General features: G+C 73.7%; 10 protein-coding genes. 5 read left to right on the top strand and 5 right to left on the bottom strand.

What is annotated here, in order from left to right; all coding sequences use genetic code 11:
* Positions 1–404 precede the first annotated feature (404 nt).
* The 3 genes from IMZ35_RS00780 (at position 405) to IMZ35_RS00770 (ending at position 6,758) form a co-directional block, all read left to right on the top strand.
* Positions 405–3,257, top strand: a complete 2,853-nt coding sequence (locus IMZ35_RS00780; RefSeq protein ID WP_307867624.1) for an AfsR/SARP family transcriptional regulator — start codon at positions 405–407, stop codon at positions 3,255–3,257.
* A 187-nt stretch (positions 3,258–3,444) separates the two neighbouring features.
* The gene (locus IMZ35_RS00775; RefSeq protein ID WP_199438901.1) at positions 3,445–4,206 is read left to right on the top strand and encodes an ABC transporter ATP-binding protein; all 762 of its coding nucleotides are present in this window, start codon (positions 3,445–3,447) and stop codon (positions 4,204–4,206) included.
* Positions 4,206–6,758: an ABC transporter permease gene (locus IMZ35_RS00770; RefSeq protein ID WP_199438900.1), complete on the top strand. Its 2,553-nt coding sequence runs from the start codon at positions 4,206–4,208 to the stop codon at positions 6,756–6,758. Before IMZ35_RS00775 ends, IMZ35_RS00770 begins: the two co-directional genes overlap by 1 nt.
* Before the next feature lie 173 nt (positions 6,759–6,931).
* Here the strand turns inward: IMZ35_RS00770 and IMZ35_RS00765 are convergent, their stop codons facing one another.
* The 3 genes from IMZ35_RS00765 to IMZ35_RS00755 form a co-directional block, all read right to left on the bottom strand.
* On the bottom strand, positions 6,932–7,969 hold the full coding sequence (locus IMZ35_RS00765; protein ID WP_199438899.1) for a LacI family DNA-binding transcriptional regulator: 1,038 nt from the start codon (positions 7,967–7,969) through the stop codon (positions 6,932–6,934).
* A gap of 76 nt (positions 7,970–8,045) precedes the next feature.
* Positions 8,046–9,146, bottom strand: coding sequence for a GNAT family N-acetyltransferase (locus IMZ35_RS00760; RefSeq protein ID WP_199438898.1), 1,101 nt, complete (start codon positions 9,144–9,146; stop codon positions 8,046–8,048).
* Between the two features lie 96 nt (positions 9,147–9,242).
* The gene (locus IMZ35_RS00755) at positions 9,243–9,638 is read right to left on the bottom strand and encodes a hypothetical protein (RefSeq protein ID WP_199438897.1); all 396 of its coding nucleotides are present in this window, start codon (positions 9,636–9,638) and stop codon (positions 9,243–9,245) included.
* A gap of 472 nt (positions 9,639–10,110) precedes the next feature.
* On the opposite strand from IMZ35_RS00755, the gene IMZ35_RS00750 reads away from it, so the two are divergent.
* Positions 10,111–11,142: an AraC family transcriptional regulator gene (locus IMZ35_RS00750; protein WP_307867623.1), complete on the top strand. Its 1,032-nt coding sequence runs from the start codon at positions 10,111–10,113 to the stop codon at positions 11,140–11,142.
* Between the two features lie 203 nt (positions 11,143–11,345).
* On the opposite strand, the gene IMZ35_RS00745 is transcribed toward IMZ35_RS00750, so the two are convergent.
* A complete protein-coding gene (locus tag IMZ35_RS00745; RefSeq protein WP_199438896.1) occupies positions 11,346–13,490 on the bottom strand; it encodes a 3-hydroxyacyl-CoA dehydrogenase NAD-binding domain-containing protein in 2,145 nt (714 codons plus the stop codon).
* Between the two features lie 2 nt (positions 13,491–13,492).
* Positions 13,493–14,695 (bottom strand): acetyl-CoA C-acetyltransferase, encoded by a 1,203-nt coding sequence (locus IMZ35_RS00740; protein WP_199438895.1) that lies wholly within the window; start codon positions 14,693–14,695, stop codon positions 13,493–13,495.
* A 198-nt stretch (positions 14,696–14,893) separates the two neighbouring features.
* On the opposite strand from IMZ35_RS00740, the gene IMZ35_RS00735 reads away from it, so the two are divergent.
* Positions 14,894–16,015 (top strand): acyl-CoA dehydrogenase family protein, encoded by a 1,122-nt coding sequence (locus tag IMZ35_RS00735; RefSeq protein WP_199439561.1) that lies wholly within the window; start codon positions 14,894–14,896, stop codon positions 16,013–16,015.
* The last annotated feature ends 23 nt before the right edge of the window (positions 16,016–16,038 follow it).

Below are 16,038 nucleotides of genomic sequence, written 5' to 3'. Positions count from 1 at the left end.
ACCGCGAGTTGAGCGTTGGAGACGTGCGTCCGCCTCCGGTCCCGCCCGAACGCTCAACTCGGCGTGCCCGAACGCTCAACTCGGGGGGAGACGGGTGAAGGGGGCCACCTGTTTCCAGGTGGCCCCCTTCGAGGAGGGGACGAGGGTCGGCCGGCGTTCCGCCGCCGCGGGCTGGATGCCCCTTGCACGCCGGCCGACCCACGTCGATCGAGGAGAGCAGCGGGTGGTCCGCTCTCTGGCCCAACCGACCCCACCGGGTTTCGTTTTTCCTCGCCCTGTGTGGTTGGTTGGACACGCTAAGCGTAAGAAACCGGCTACAGCGCGACTGGAGCCCCACTGGAGCCCTCTGCGGCACTCCGTGGAGCACCGGTCCGGTTGTGCCCCCTCCGGCGAAGGACGGGCCCGTGGCGCACGACGCCGAACCCCCGCGGTTCGAGGTTCTCGGCCTGCTCCGCGCGGTGCGCGACGGCGAGGAGGTCGAGCTCGGCGCCGCCAAGCAGCGCGCGGTGCTCGCCGTGCTGCTGCTCGCCCGCAACACCCCGGTCAGCCGGGGACAGATCATCGAGGCCGTGTGGGGCGACGCCGTTCCCAGCAGCGCGGTGAACCTCGTGCAGACCTACGTGGCCGGGCTGCGCCGCGCGCTGGAGCCGGACCGGGCACGGCGGGCGCGGGCGCAGCTGCTGACGTCGGTCGGTGACGGCTACCTGCTGCGCGTCGACCGCGACGCGCTGGACCTGGACGTGTTCGAGAAGCGGGTGTCGGCGGCCAACCGGCTGCGCGCCGCCGGGGACCCGGCCACGGCGTGCGACGAGCTGGCCGCCGCGCTCGGCCTGTGGCGCGCCGAGCCGCTGAGCGGCGTGCCGGGACTGTTCGCCGAGGTCGAGCGGGCGCGGTTGACCGAGCGGCGGCTGGCCGTGCTGGAGGACAGGGCGGAGCTGGCCATCACCGTCGGCCGCGGCGCGGAGCTGGCCGGTGAACTGGCCGGGCTGGTCGCCGAGCACCCCCTGCGGGAACGCGGGCACGGGCTGCTCATGCGCGCGCTGTGCCAGGCGGGCAGGCAGGCGGAGGCGCTGGCCGCCTACCGCACGGCCCGGCGGGTGCTGATCGACGAGCTGGGCGTCGAACCGGGCCCGGAGCTGCGCCGGTTGCAGCAGGCCGTCCTCGCCGGTGAGGACCCCGAGCCGGAGCGCCCCGCGCCGCCGGTGAGCGCGCCGCCGGCGCCGCCGCCGCGGCCGTCCGCCGTTCCCGCGCAGCTCCCGCGCGCGCCCGGTGCGCTGGTGGGCCGCGACGACGAGCTGGCTCGGCTGGACGCGCTGCTCGCCGACCACCCCGGTCCCGTGCTCGTAGTGACCGGTGCGGCCGGGGTGGGCAAGACGGCGCTCGCCCTCGCCTGGGCGCACCGGGTGCGCGAGGAGTTCCCCGGTGGCCAGCTGTACGTGGACCTGCACGGCTACGACCGCGACCGGGAACCGCTGGACACCGGTGAGGTGCTGGGCCGGTTCCTGCGCGCGCTGGGAGTGCCCGCCGCCGACGCGCCGGTGTCGGTGGAGGAGCGCTCGGCGCTGCTGCGCACCCTCGTGGCCGACCGCAGGATGCTGCTGCTGCTGGACAACGCGCGCGGCTCCGCCGAGCTGGTGCCGCTGCTGCCCGGATCGCCGTCGTGCGTCGTGGTGACCAGCAGGCGGCGGCTCACCGGTCTCGTCGCGCACGCCGAGGCGCGCGTCGTGGAGCTGGACATGCTCGGGTGCGACGCCGCGCTGGAGGTGCTGACCCGGGTGGCTGGCCGCCCGGCCGAGGACGGTGACGCGGACGCGCTGCGGCGGATCGCCGAGCTGTGCGACGGGCTGCCCCTGGCCCTGCGCATCGCGGCGGCCCGGCTCGCGGTGGCCCCGTCGCTGCGGGTCGCCCAGCTCGCGGCGGAGCTGAGCGACGAGCACGGCCGCCTGTCCGCGCTGGGGCTGGAGGACGGGAACAGCACGGTCCGCGCCGCTCTCGACGCCTCGCGCCGGGCGCTGGAGGACTTCCCGGCGCGGTTGCTCGCGCTGCTCGGCCTGCACCCCGGCCCCGAGATCACCCCGCACGCCGCCGCCGCCACGGCCGGGGTTCCCCTGGCCGAGGCGCAGCGCGGGCTGGACTCGCTGGCCGCTGCGAACCTGCTGACCCCGGTCGAGCCGGGCCGCTTCACCGCGCACGACCTGGTCCGCGTCTACACCAGGGCGCTGTCGGCCGAGCTGGACGAGCGGGAGCGGCACGCGGCCACCGGCCGGATGCTCGACTACTACCTGCACTGCGCCGACGTGGCCGACGGCCTGCTGCCCGTCGGCCGCGGCACCGTCACCATCAGCCCGGAGCACGTGCCCGCCGAGGTGCCGCCGCTGCCCGACGCGCACGCCGCGCTGGCGTGGCTGGAGGCGGAGCAGGCCAACCTGGTCGCCGCCGCCGAGCTCGCCGCGTCGGCGCGCTGGTGGGTGCACGCCTGGCAGCTGCCCTACACGCTGTCCCGGTTCTTCTGGCTGCGCACCGACCGGGAGACGTGGCTGCGCACCACGGAGAGCGCGCTGCGCGCCACCGAGGAACTGGCCGATCCCGACGCGCGGTTCGTGACGCTCTACAACCTCGGGGTGGTGCTGCTCCAGTTCGGCCGGGTCGACGAGGCGCTCGCCCGGCACCGCGAGGCGCTGGAGGTGGGACGGTCGCTGGGCGACGCGGTCCGGCACGCCCGCGCGCTGATCACCCTCGGCAACACCGTGCTGGACCTCGGCCGGACCGTCGAGGCCGAGTCGCACTACCGGGAGGCGATCGAGGTCAGCCGCGCCGGAGGGGCGCGCTGGGCCGAGGCCAACGCCCACCACAGCCTCGGGCTGCTGAACACCGCGACGCGGCGGCCCGCCGAGTCCGCCCGCTGGCTGCGGGCCGCGCTGCCGATGTACCACGAGGTGGGCGAGCTGTGTGGCGAGTCGGCGTGCCTCACCGATCTGGCGGGCGCGCTGCTGGAGCTGGGGGAGCACGAGCAGGCGCTGTCGTCGGCGCGCTCGGCGCTCGGCCTGGCCGTCGAGGCCGTGAGCCCCTACCACCAGGCGCTCGCGCACGACCGCCTCGCGGTGGTCCTCGACCGCTCCGGCGAGCCGGGGGCCGCCGCCCACTGGCAGCGCGCGCTGACCCTGCTCACCGAGCTGGACGCCCCGGAGGCCGACCAGGTCAGGGCCCGCGCGGCCAGGGCGCGCACGGGACCGGCCCCGGTCGCGGGCCGGGGGTGAGGGGTCCGCTGGCCGGGCCGGCGCGCCCGCCCGGTGCCCGCGCCCCGGCGCTGTGCTCCGTCCCCGGTACGACCCGCCGTCATCCCGCAGGAGGAGACCGGACCCCGCTCCTGAGCTGATGCCCGCTCACCCCTTCCCTCCCTAGCTTCGTCGAGGACAGCAGGACGAACGAAGAACAGGGGCGAAGATGTCAGCAGTGGTGTCCGAGACGGGGACGATCGGCACCCGGACCGCCGTGGCCGCAGGAAGTCTCGTGAAGGTCTACGGCAAGGGCGACACCGCGGTGCGGGCGCTCGACGGCGTGAGCGTGAGCTTCGAAGCGGGCAAGTTCACGGCGATCATGGGTCCGTCCGGTTCGGGGAAGTCCACTCTCATGCACTGCCTCGCGGGCCTCGACGACGTGGACAGCGGAACCGTCCACATCGGATCTCAGGAGATCACCGGGCTGAGCGACAAGGAGCTGACGAAGCTGCGGCGCGACCGCGTGGGCTTCGTGTTCCAGGCGTTCAACCTGCTGCCGACGCTGACCGCGCAGCAGAACGTCCTGCTGGGACTGGAGCTGGCGGGCCGCAAGCCCGACCAGGAGTGGTTCGACACGATCGTCGACGTGCTGGGTCTGCGGGACCGGTTGCGGCACAAGCCCACCGAGCTGTCGGGCGGCCAGCAGCAGCGGGTGGCGTGCGCCCGCGCGCTGGTGTCGCGCCCCGACGTGGTGTTCGCCGACGAGCCCACCGGCAACCTGGACTCGCGCTCCGGCGCCGAGGTGCTGGACTTCCTGCGGATGTCGGTCCGCAAGCTCGGCCAGACGGTGATCATGGTGACGCACGACCCGAACGCGGCGTCCTACGCCGACCGCGTGGTCCTGCTCGCCGACGGCCACCTCGCCGGCGAGATCCACAACCCCACCGCCGACTCCGTGCTCTCCGCGCTGAAGAACCTGGGTGCCTGATGCTGCGCACGATCCTCGCGGGCCTGCGGGCCCGCACAGCGCGGCTGGTCCTGTCCTCGGTGGCCATCGCCCTCGGAGTGGCGTTCGTCTCCGGCACGATGGTCCTGGGCGACGGGTTGCGCGAGAGCGTCACCGACGAGTTCTCGAAGAGCTCCCGCGGCGTCGACGTCAGCGTCGGCGTCGACCACCAGAACAGCGACGCCGAGGGCATTCCCCGCGGTGTCGCCGAGCAGATCAGCACCGTGCAGGGGGTGGCGGGCACCGACGTGCGGGGCTACCTCCACGTGGCCCTGCTGGGCGGCGAGGGCAAGGCCAGGCCCGCCGTCGTGGCTCCGCTGGCGAAGACCGAGTCGCTGCGCGAGTTCGACGTCATCGAGGGCCGCTACCCGACGGCGGCGAACGAGATCGCCGTCGACGAGCGCACCGCCACGACGTCGAAGCTCGGCATCGGCGGGCAGGTCGAGCTGCTGAACGAGCAGCAGGAGAAGCGCTCGTTCACCGTGGTCGGCACCTACCGGCAGGGCACCAGCCTCCTGTCCCTGTCCGGCAGCGACCACGTGGTGCTCCTGCCCGAGTCGCTGGAGCAGCTCGATCCGGGCGTGCTGTACGACTCCGTCGTCGTCGCCGGTGACGGCAGCGTCGGTCAGGAGGCGCTGGTCGCCGCGATCACCTCCGCGCTCGGCTCGGGCGGCTACCGGATCGAGACCGGCGCCGCGCTCGTGCAGCAGGACCTCGCGTTCGTCGAGCAGAACATCGGCGACATCACGACGGTCCTGCTGGGATTCGCGTTCATCGCGCTCGTCGTGTCCTCCATGGTCATCTACAACACGTTCACCATCCTGGTCGCCCAGCGCACCAGGGAGCTGGCGCTGCTGCGCTGCGTCGGCGCGGGCCGCGGGCAGGTGTTCCGCAGCGTGATCGCCGAGGCGCTCGCGATGGGCCTGTTCGCCTCGCTGGTGGGCCTGTTCGGCGGCATCGGCGTGTCCGCCGCGCTCCAGTGGGGCCTCGCGCGGTCGACGGGCGGCGAGGCCGACGTCCGCATCCCGGTCGAACCGGTCACCGTGATCGCCGCGTTCGCGGTGGGCGTGCTGGTGACCCTGGTCGCGGCCGTGCTGCCCGCGCTGAGGGCCACCAGGGTGCCGCCGATCGCGGCGCTGCGCTCGCAGCTCGACAGCAACGACGACGTCGCGCGCACCGGACGGCTCCGGGTGGCGTTCGCACTGCTCCTGCTGGTGGGCGGCGTAGCGCTGGCGGTGCTGGGCACCGGTCAGAAGGGCGAGCAGGCGATGCTGATCAGCGGCGCCGGCTGCATGCTGGTGCTGATCGGCGTGCTGGTGCTGGGTCCGCTGCTGGTGGGTCCGATCAACCGGGTGCTGGGCGTGGTGCCCAGGGCGCTCCTGGGCGTGCCGGCCGAGCTGGCCGCGGGCAACGCGAGCCGCAACCCGCGGCGCACGGCGGCCACGACGTCCGCGCTGCTGATCGGCGTGACGATCGTCAGCACGGTGACCGTGCTCGCGAGCAGCGGCAAGGAGACGGCCAACGCCCAGGTCGACGCGGAGTTCCCCGCCGACTACAACGTGACGTCCTCGCTCTACGACCAGGTCCTGCCGCAGGACCTGGTGACGCAGCTCGACGACCTCCCGGAGGTCGAGGAGGTCTCGGCCGCGGCGTACCTGTCCGTGGAGCTGCAGGACGAGCAGTTCGCCTACGTCACCGCCGTCGAGGGCGACGCCATCGGCGGGCTGGTCAACCCGACGATCGTCGCCGGGACGCTGGACTCGCTGGCCGACGACGAGGTCGTCCTCAGCGAGAGCGCTGCCCGCCGCACCGGCCTGAAGATCGGTGACACCTACGAGGTGCGCGGCTCCTCCCGCGCCGACGCCGCGGACGCTCCGGCGCCGACGAAGCCGCTGACGGTCGTCGCGTTCTACGAGGGCGAGGCGTTCTACGACGGCCTGGTCGCGCTGCCGACGGCACGGGCGCTGAAGCCGGAGCTGGAGCGGGGCTACGAGCGCGTCATGGTGAAGCTGGCCGACGGGGTGGACGCCGCAGCGGGCCGGGCGGCGGTGCAGCGGGTGACCGATCCGTCGCCGATCGCCGTGCTGGACAGCGCCGCCGAGACGAAGGCGCAGCTCAGCAAGCAGGTCGACCAGTTGCTCGGCTTCATGTGGGCGCTGATCGGACTGGCCGTGCTCATCGCGCTGTTCGGCATCGCCAACACGCTGTCGCTGTCGGTGCTGGAGCGCACCAGGGAGTCCGCGCTGCTGCGGGCGCTCGGACTGACCAGGGGACAGCTGCGGCTGATGCTGGTCGTCGAGTCGATCCTGATGGCCCTGATGGGCGCGGCGGTGGGCCTGGTGCTCGGCATCGGGTTCAGCTGGGTCCTCACCACGGCGCTCTCCAGCGACAACATCCCGCTGACGTTCGCGGTGCCCTACGGCCAGATCGGCACCATGCTCGTCGCCGCGGTGCTCGCCGCGGTGCTCGCCGCGGCCCTCCCGGCCCGGCGGGCGGCCCGCACGTCGGTGGTGGCGGGGATGGCCGAGGGCTGATCCGCCGACCCGGCTGCCGTGAGCGGCCCGTCCTCCGTCGGGGGGTGGACGGGCCGCTCACGGGTGTTCCTGCCCGCCCGCGCGTCACGATCCGCGCCGCGGGCCCTCTTCACAGGTGCCGGTCGGCCCGGGCGAGGGCCGGGCCGACCGGCACTTGGGGTCGGACACCGGGGTCAGGCGGACTCGCGACGGACCAGGATCGTGGGGAGCACCTCGCGCTTGGCGCGCACCGGTTCGTCGCGCAGCAGCCTGATCAGGTGCGACACCATGTGGCTGACCTGGGAGTCGATGTCCTGCCGGATGCTCGTCAGCGGGGGATCGGTGTGCGCGGCGATCGTCACGTGGTCGTCGAACCCGACCACGGCCACGTCCTGCGGCACGCGCCTGCCGGCCTCCCGGAGCGCGGCCAGCGCGCCCTCGGCCATCAGGTCGCTGCCGACGAACGCCGCGTCCAGGTCCGGCACCCGTCGCAGGAGCGTGCGCATCGCGTTCCGGCCACCCTGCCGGGTGTAGCCACCGCTCTCGCTCATCAGCTCGACGGCGGCGTCGTCCGCGCCGACGGACCTGCGCCACCCGTCGAGCCGGTCGGTCGACGACAGCTCGTCGGCCGGGCCGCTGACGTGCACGATCCTCTTGCGCCCCAGCGACTTCAGGTGCTCGGTGGCCTGGAAGCCGCCGCCCTCGTTGTCGTTGTCCACCAGGTGCAACCCGCGCAGCGAACCCCACGGCCGTCCACCGAGGACCACCGGGAGGTGCAGCTTGCGCACCACGCCGGTCAGCCGGTCGTTGCGGTGCGGGGCGAACAGCAGCGCGCCGTCGACGTGCCCGCCCGCGAGGAACCGGTGCGCCCGCTCCTGGTCCTGCGGCGAGTGCACGAGCATCAGCACCATCTGCGCGTCCTGCTCGGAGAGCGCGCGGGCCGCCGCCCGGATCAGCCGGGCGAAGTGCGGGTCGTCGAAGATCTTGGGCTCGGGCTCGGAGAACACGACGGCGACGGCTCCGCTGCGCCTGGTCACGAGTGCCCGCGCCGCGCTGTTGGGCTGGTAGCCCAGCTCGGACACGGCGTTCGTCACCGCCTCCAGCGCCTCGGGGCTGACCCGAGGTGACGCGTTGAGCACCCGCGAGGCCGTCGCGCGCGAGACCCCCGCCCTGGCCGCGACGTCCTCCAGGGTCGGACGCGCGGATGGCTGAGGTTGGGCGGTCACGCGCATCACTCCTAGCCGTCGCGGTTCGCAGATCAGCTTAGCCCCGCACCACCGGCTTGGAAGCGCTCTCGGAGACAGCGTGTCACCGGACGTCGCTCAGCGGAGCTGTCTCGGCGTCCTGCCGGCGGACGGGCACGCGCAGCGGTTCCGCCGTCGGGGTGATCCCGACCCGGAGCAGACCGTCCTCGCGGCGCAGCGACGTCGGCAGGCCGACGCGCGCCGCCGCGCGGACGAGCCCGGACTCGGTGGGCAGGCACCAGGCGACCATCTCCCGGTACCCGGCGCCGCGCGCCGCGCCGGCCAGGGCCGCCAGCAGGGCGGTGCCGACTCCGCGCCGCTGCCAGGCGTCCTCCACCAGCAGCGAGACCTCCGCGCAGCCGGGCTCGGCCGTGCGGATGAGCTGCCCCATCCCCACGACCCGGTCGGCGCACTGCGCCAGCAGCGTGCTGCCGCGCGGCGGGCTCAGCAGCCGGTGCAGCCAGCGACGCGGCACCGAGCGCATCCCGGAGTGGTAGCGGCTGAACAGCGTGGGCATCGAGCAGCGGGCGTGCAGGTCGGCGACGGCGTCCTCGTCCACCGGACGGCCGAGCCGCAGGACCAGCGCCGCGCCGTCGTCGCTGAGCGCGGCCACCGGCAACCGGGCCGGGCCGCCGGTGTCGACCAGCAGGTCGACCAGTGCCCGCGCCCTGGCCACCTCCACCCCGGTGAACGGCGCCCAGCCGCGCCGGGCGACGAGCACCACGCCCTCGCCGGTCGTCAGCACCACCCGGTGACCGGACTCCGGTTCCTCCTCGGCGGAGGGCGCCACCTCGACGGAGTCCGCCGCGAGCACGGCCCGCAGCGCCTCCACGACCGCGCCGGGGTCGCGCGCAGCGTCGCGCGCCGCGCGCAGCGCCGCCGTGGGCGCGTCCACCAGGTCGCGCACGTCGGCGGCGGTGATGCCCGCGCACCGCCCGCCCTCGGCGCGGACCGCCTCCACGAGGTCGGCGGGCAGCACGTCGGGCGCGGCCCGCACCACCAGTTCGTCGAGCACCCCGCCGGGCACGGGGATCACCGCCAGCGCGAGCACGTTGCAGTCCCGCTCGGCCAGCCGGATGGTGATCCGCGCCAGCGCGCCGGGGCTGTCGTCCAGCTCGACGCGCAACCGCCAGGCCGGGGCCGTCTTCGACGTGGGAAGGTCCATGCGCCCAGGTTGCCGACCCGACGTTGCCACCGGGACACGCAAACGTAAAACCCGCGAGTGGAGCGTTCGGGCGGAGGGCTCAGCGCCGGGGGTCGCTCACTCGGTGCAGGAGGGCGGTGGCAGCGGGTTGAGCGGGCTGCACGGCCAGCCCCTCGTCGTGGTCGTCGTGGGCGACGGCTCCTGCGTCGTCGGCTGCTGGACCACCGGGGGGAGCTGGGGCTCCTGCGTCTCCTCCTCCGGAGGGGGCGGGGCGGCCTGCGTCGTGCTGCGGGTCGTCCCCCGCGCCGAGGGCGAGGCCGCCTCGGGGCTCGGCTCGCTGGTCGGCGTGATCGACCAGGTCACGGGCGGCGTCGAGGTCCGCGACCGCACCTGGGTCACCGCCGGTCCGCCGCCGCTCGGGCGGTCCTCGGCCGGCGCGGTGACGTGCACGCCGATCAGCACGCCCGCCACCGCGGACACGGCCACCGCACCGCCGCACGTCGCCCAGAGCATCCGCACAGCCTGCCTCCCACGTGCTCGCGAAGTTCGCTGGCCCCGTCCGGACCGGCAGGAGAAGACGATCGTCGCAGACAGTACCGGGTGACGAACCGTGTTCGGCCGCTGTCGGCCGTCCCCGTTCCGTGAACGTCACGACGCCTCGAACGTCCTATCGGGCGTTCGTCCGCGTGGACGAACGCCCACGAACCGTCAGCTCCGGTTCACCCGCGCTCCTGTTGCGCTCGCACCGCCGGCGGGCGGCGCGAGCGCGCTGCTCATCCACTCGCGTGGTCTTGGACGTAGCAGCACCGCAACGTGCGTGACACGCGCTCGACACGGGCAACCCCTGTGATGGTGGCACCGACTCCCCTCGCCGGTGGCCGGGTTCATGCCCCACCGACGAGGTGCTGGCTCGCTCGACCGAGCCTTTCGGCGGCGGTGGCGCGGCACGTGTCGTGTGCCGCGCCACCGTCCGCCGGGAAGATCCGTGCCGACTGCGACACTGGACGGGATGTTCACCAGGACCATCGCGAGCCACTACGTCACGGCGGCGCTGAGCGCGGCCCGCCGGGCCGGTCGCGACGTGTCTCCCGCGCTCGACGCGGCCGGGATCGGCGCGAGCCTGCTGGACGACGAGCGGGCCAGGGTGACCGCGGAGCAGTACACGCGCCTCGTGCAAGCGCTGTGGGACCTGCTGGACGACGAGTTCATGGGCTTCGGCCCGAGGCCGAGCAAGCGCGGCACGTTCCCCACGATGTGCCTGCTGGCGGTGCACTGCGCCGACCTGGCGTCGGCGCTGCACCGCGGGCTCGCGTTCTACGAGCTGTTCGACACCGGGCTGAACCTGACGCTCGCCCAGCACGACGACGTGGTGCGCTTCGAGATCGACACGACGACGTTCGACGACCCGGACCGGTTCCTCGCCGAGTCGCTGCTCGTGCTGTGGCACCGCTTCTCCAGCTGGCTGGTCGGCCGCCGCATCCCGCTGCGCGCCGTCGACCTGGCCTACCCGGAGCCGTCGCACGGCGCCGAGTACCACCTGATCTTCGGCTGCCCGCTGCGCTTCGACGCGCCCGCGACGGCGCTGCACTTCGACGCGCGGTTCCTGCGGCTGCCGGTCGTGCAGGACGAGCCCGCGCTGCGCCGCTTCCTGCGCAACTCCCCGGCGGAACTGCTGTCCCGCCGCGACCACGGCGCGGACACGTCCGGCCAGGTGCGCCGCATCCTGGGCAACGGCATCGGAGGTGACCTGCCGTCGCTGGACGCGGTCGCGTCGCGGGTGGGCGTGAGCGGTCCGACCCTGCGCCGCAAGCTGGCCGCGGAGGGCACGTCGTTCCGCGAGGTCCGCGAGCAGCTGCTGCGCGACCAGGCGGTGGCGAGCCTCGTGCGCGGCGGCGAGTCGGTGGAGGAGCTGGCCAGGCGGCTGGGCTTCTCGGAGGCGAGCGCGTTCCACCGGGCGTTCAAGCGCTGGACGGGCAGCAGCCCCGGCGCCTACCGCGCGCACCCGGCGCGCGACTAGCGACCGCGCCGGGCCGGGGAGAGGTCGTCAGCGCGGCGTCGCACAGCCGCCACACGCGGTCGCGCACGGTCGGCGGGCGACCGGAAGTTCCCGCCCTCGCTGATCGCCGCTCGGGAGGGAGCCGATCCCGCGCTGACGACCGCCGGGTGCGGTCGCTGACGCGCGCGGCTCCCCGGACGTGCCGGGGAGCCGCGCGCCGTCGATCAGAACGGCTCGCCGCGCGCCGCCCGCTCCCGCAGCGACGCCGGCGGGCGGAAGCGCTCGCCGTAGGTGTCGGCCAGGTAGTCGGCCCGCTGCACGAACTCCGCCAGACCCGTGGAGTTCACGAACTGCACCGTGCCACCCGTCCACGGCGCGAAGCCGAAGCCGAGCACGCTGCCGACGTTCGCGTCGCTCACCGACGTCAGCACGTTCTCGTCCAGGCAGCGCAGCGTCTCCAGCGACTGCACGAACAGCAGCCGGTCGCGCACGTCCTGCTCGGACACGCCCGCGTCGGGCTTCGTCCAGCGGGTCACCAGCTCGGGCCAGAGGTGCTTCGTGCCGCCCTCCGGGTACTCGTAGAACCCCGCGCCGCCGGACCTGCCGGTGCGGCCCAGCGCCACCAGCTCCTCGATCACCCGGAAACCGGGGCTCTCGCTCAGCGCTGCGGCGCCGGGGTCCTCGGCCAGGTCGGCCAGGGTCTGCTCCCGGATCTTCAGCTGGAGCGTCAGCGTCACCTCGTCGGACACCGCCAGCGGGCCGACCGCCATGCCCGCCTTGCGCGCCACGTTCTCGATCAGGGCCGGGTGCACGCCCTCGGCGAGCATCGTGACGGCCTCGGTCACGTACGTGCCGAACGTGCGCGAGGTGTAGAAGCCGCGGCTGTCGTTGACGACGACGGGCGTCTTGCCGATCCGCCGCACGTAGTCGAACGCCCTGGCCAGGGTCTCGTCGGAGGTCTTCTCCCCGCGGATGATCTCCACGAGCCGCATCTTGTGCACGGGGGAGAAGAAGTGCAGCCCGATGAAGCGGCCCGGATCGGGCACGGCGGTGGCCAGACCGGTGATCGGCAGCGTGGAGGTGTTGGAGGCGATCACCGCGTCGCCCAGCGCGTGCCGCTCGGCCGCGGCGAGCACGGTGCTCTTCAGCTCGCGGTTCTCGAACACGGCCTCGATCACGAGGTCGCTGCCCGCGAGGTCGGCGTCCTCGCCGGTGGGGGAGATGCGGGCGAGGACCGCGTCGCGCTTCTCCGCCGTCAGCCGTCCCCTCGACACCCGCTCGTCCAGGATCGCGGCGATTCCCGCCCTGCCCCGCTCGGCCGCCTCGGCGGAGACGTCCTTGAGCACGACGTCGATCCCGGCCTCCGCGCTGACCTGAGCGATCCCGGCGCCCATCATGCCCGCGCCGAGCACCGCCACCCTCGTCACCGGCCGGCCGTCCACACCGGACGGACGCGAGCCGCCCGCGGTGATCTCGTTGAGCTGGAACCAGAACGTGCTGATCATGTTCTTGGCGACCTGGCCGGTCGCCAGCTCCAGGAAGTACCTGGCCTCGATCCGCAGCGCCGTGTCGAAGTCCACCAGCGCGCCCTCGACGGCCGCCGCGAGGATCTTCTCCGGCGCGGGGAACGCGCCACGGGTCTTCTTGTGCAGCACGGCGGGCGCGGCCGCCAGCACCGCGTAGACGTTCGGGTCGCCGGGGCGCACGTCGGGCACGGTGTGGCCGGGGACGTCCCACGGCTGCTTCGGCTCGGGGTTCGCCGCGATCCACGCCTTCGCCCTGACCAGCAGGTCGTCGGCGTCCGACGCCAGCTCGTGCACGATCCCGGCCCGCAACGCCCGCGCCGGGCGCAACCGCGTGCCCTCCACCAGCAGCGGGAGCGCGGCCTGCACGCCCAGCAGCCGCACCAGGCGCGTCACGCCGCCACCGCCGGGCAGCAGACCCAGCGTCACCTCGGGCAGGCCGAGCGAGATGCCGGGGTCGTCGAGCACCACGCGGTGGTGGCACGCCAGCGCGATCTCCAGGCCGCCGCCCAGCGCGTGGCCGTTCAGCGCCGCCACGACGGGCCTGCCCAGCTTCTCCAGGCGGCGCAGCTGGGTCTTGACCTCCTCCAGGAAGCTCAGCGACTCGGCCGCGTTCTCGGGTGTGACCCGGATCAGCAGGTTCAGGTCGCCGCCGGCGAAGAACGTCTTCTTGGCCGACGTGATCACCACACCGGTGATGTCGTCGCGCTCGGCCTCCAGGCGCGCGACGGCCGCGCCCATCGCCTCGTGGTACTCGGCGTTCATCACGTTCGCCGAGCCCGTCATGTCCAGGGTGAGCACGACGACGCCGTCGGCGTCGCGCTCGTACCGGATCGCGTCAGCCATCCTCAGATCCTCTCGACGATCGTCGCGATGCCCATGCCGCCGCCGACGCACAGCGTGGCCAGCCCGCGCCGCAGGTTCCGCCGCTCCAGCTCGTCCAGCAGCGTCGACAGGATCATGCAGCCGGTCGCGCCGAGCGGGTGGCCCAGCGCGATGGCCCCGCCGTTGACGTTGACCCGGTCCTCCGGCAGGTCCAGCTCGCGCAGGAACCTCAGCACCACGGCGGAGAACGCCTCGTTGATCTCGAACAGGTCGATGTCCTCCACCGACAGCCCGGCGCGGTCCAGAGCCTTGCGGGTGGCCGGGGCGGGACCGGTGAGCATGATCGTCGGCTCGCTGCCGACGACGGCCGTGGCGAGGACGCGCGCCCGCGGCGTGAGGCCCAGGTCGCGGCCCGCGCGGGCGTTGCCGATCAGCATCGCGGCGGCGCCGTCGACGATCTGCGACGAGTTGCCCGGTGTGTGCACGTGGTGGATGCGCTCCACCGACGGGTAGCGGTCGATCGCCACCGAGTCGTAGCCCAGGTCGCCGTGGAACTGGAAGCTCGGCTTCAACGCGCCCAGCCCCTCCAGGGTCGTCTCCGGGCGGATCGCCTCGTCGTGGTCGAGCAGCACCGTCCCGTTCTGGTCGACCACCGGCACGATCGACCGCTCGAAGCGGCCCTTGTCGCGGGCCAGCGTCGCGCGCTGCTGCGAGCGCAGCGCGTAGCCGTCGACGTCCTCGCGGCTGAAGCCCTCCAGCGTGGCGATCAGGTCGGCGCTCACCCCCTGCGGCACGAAGTTCACCGCGGTGTTCGTCTCCGGATCGGCCATCCACGCGCCGCCGTCCGACCCCATCGGCACCCGCGACATGGACTCCACGCCACCGGCCACGACGAGGTCCTCGAACCCGGACGCCACCTTCGCGGCCGCCATGTTCACCGACTCCAGGCCGGACGCGCAGAATCGGTTGAGCTGCACACCGGCGGGACGCAGGTCCCACCCGGCGGCCAGCACGGCCGTGCGGGCGATGTCGGAGCCCTGCTCACCGACGGGGGACACGACGCCGAACACGACGTCGTCGACCGCCGAGGTGTCCAGGTCGTTGCGCTGGGCGAGCGCGCGCAGCACGCCGGACGCGAGGGACACGGGCTTGACGCTGTGCAGCGACCCGCGCTTCCCCCGGCCGCGCGGTGTGCGCACCGCGTCGAAGATCAAGGCTTCGCTCATGTGCTCCACGGTAGGCACGCGCCCCCGTCACGCCCATGACCGGCGCGGTCGTCCGGGGTGACTCTTCCGCTCAGTGTCGGAGGGCGATCATCAGCGCGACGGTCATGGCTGAGCGGCGCGGGGCGGATTACCTTCGCAGACAGCTCACGCCCGTCCCGCTCGCAGGAGGTCGCCGTGCCCGCCCACCGCTCGCCGTGGATGACCGACGACCTGGACCAGCTGCGCGATCTGGCCCGCACGTTCTTCGCCAGGGAGGTCGTGCCGCACCAGGAGCGCTTCGCCGAGCAGAAGCACGTCGACCGGGAGCTGTGGAACAGGGCGGGCGACGTCGGCCTGCTGTGCCTGAGCGTCCCCGAGGAGTACGGCGGTGGCGGCGGCACGTTCGCCCACGAGGCCGTGCTGCTGGAGGAGCAGGCCCGCGCGGGCGACAGCTCGTGGGGCGGCAGCGTGCACAACGGCATCGTCGCCCACTACCTGCTCGCCTACGGCACCGAGGAGCAGAAGCGGACGTGGCTGCCGAAGCTCGCCAGCGGTGAGCTGGTCGGCGCCGTCGCCATGTCCGAACCCGGCGCCGGGTCCGACCTCCAGGGGGTGCGGACCAGGGCGGTCCGCGACGGCGACGACTACGTGATCGACGGGTCGAAGACGTTCATCACCAACGGCGGCCTCGCCGACCTGGTGGTCGTGGTCGTGAAGACCGATCCCGAGCAGGGCGCGGCGGGCATCTCCCTGCTGGTCGTGGAGACCACCACCCCCGGCTTCCGCCGCGGCCGCGTGCTGGACAAGGTCGGGATGAAGGGGCAGGACACCGCCGAGCTGTTCTTCGACGGGGTCCGCGTTCCGGTGGCGAACCTGCTCGGCGGCGTCGAGGGCCAGGGGTTCGTCCAGCTCGTGCAGCAGCTCCCGCAGGAGCGGCTGATCATCGCGGTCGCCGCGATCGCGGGGCTGGAGGCGGCGGTCGACATGACGCTGGCCTACGTCAAGGAGCGCACCGCGTTCGGCCGGCCGGTCTTCGCGTTCCAGAACACCAGGTTCACCCTCGCCGAGTGCGCCACCGAGGCCGCGGTGACCCGTGCCTTCGTCGACGACTGCGTGCAGCGCCACCTGCGCGGCGAGCTGGACGTGCCGACGGCGGCGATGGCCAAGTGGTGGTCCACCGAGCGCCTGTGCCGGGTGGTCGACGAGTGCGTGCAGCTCTTCGGCGGCTACGGCTACATGAACGAGTACCCGATCGCGCGCGCGTGGGCGGACGCGCGCGTGCAGAAGATCTACGGCGGGACGAACGAGATCATGAAGGAGATCATCTCCCGCGCGCTGTAGGTCCGCCGTTCCAGGAGTGCGCG

The sequence above is a fragment of the Umezawaea beigongshangensis genome, assembly GCF_016464305.1.
Lineage (GTDB): Bacteria > Actinomycetota > Actinomycetes > Mycobacteriales > Pseudonocardiaceae > Umezawaea_A > Umezawaea_A beigongshangensis.
This window is presented reverse-complemented; position numbering and strand designations above follow the sequence as displayed.

Coding starts and splice junctions, on each gene's coding strand:
- IMZ35_RS00775 (WP_199438901.1), top strand. CDS start 3,445: ATGTCAGCAGTGGTGTCCGAGACGGGGACGATCGGCACCCGGACCGCC.
- IMZ35_RS00770 (WP_199438900.1), top strand. CDS start 4,206: ATGCTGCGCACGATCCTCGCGGGCCTGCGGGCCCGCACAGCGCGGCTG.
- IMZ35_RS00765 (WP_199438899.1), bottom strand. CDS start 7,969: ATGCGCGTGACCGCCCAACCTCAGCCATCCGCGCGTCCGACCCTGGAG.
- IMZ35_RS00760 (WP_199438898.1), bottom strand. CDS start 9,146: ATGGACCTTCCCACGTCGAAGACGGCCCCGGCCTGGCGGTTGCGCGTC.
- IMZ35_RS00755 (WP_199438897.1), bottom strand. CDS start 9,638: ATGCTCTGGGCGACGTGCGGCGGTGCGGTGGCCGTGTCCGCGGTGGCG.
- IMZ35_RS00745 (WP_199438896.1), bottom strand. CDS start 13,490: ATGGCTGACGCGATCCGGTACGAGCGCGACGCCGACGGCGTCGTCGTG.
- IMZ35_RS00740 (WP_199438895.1), bottom strand. CDS start 14,695: ATGAGCGAAGCCTTGATCTTCGACGCGGTGCGCACACCGCGCGGCCGG.
- IMZ35_RS00735 (WP_199439561.1), top strand. CDS start 14,894: ATGACCGACGACCTGGACCAGCTGCGCGATCTGGCCCGCACGTTCTTC.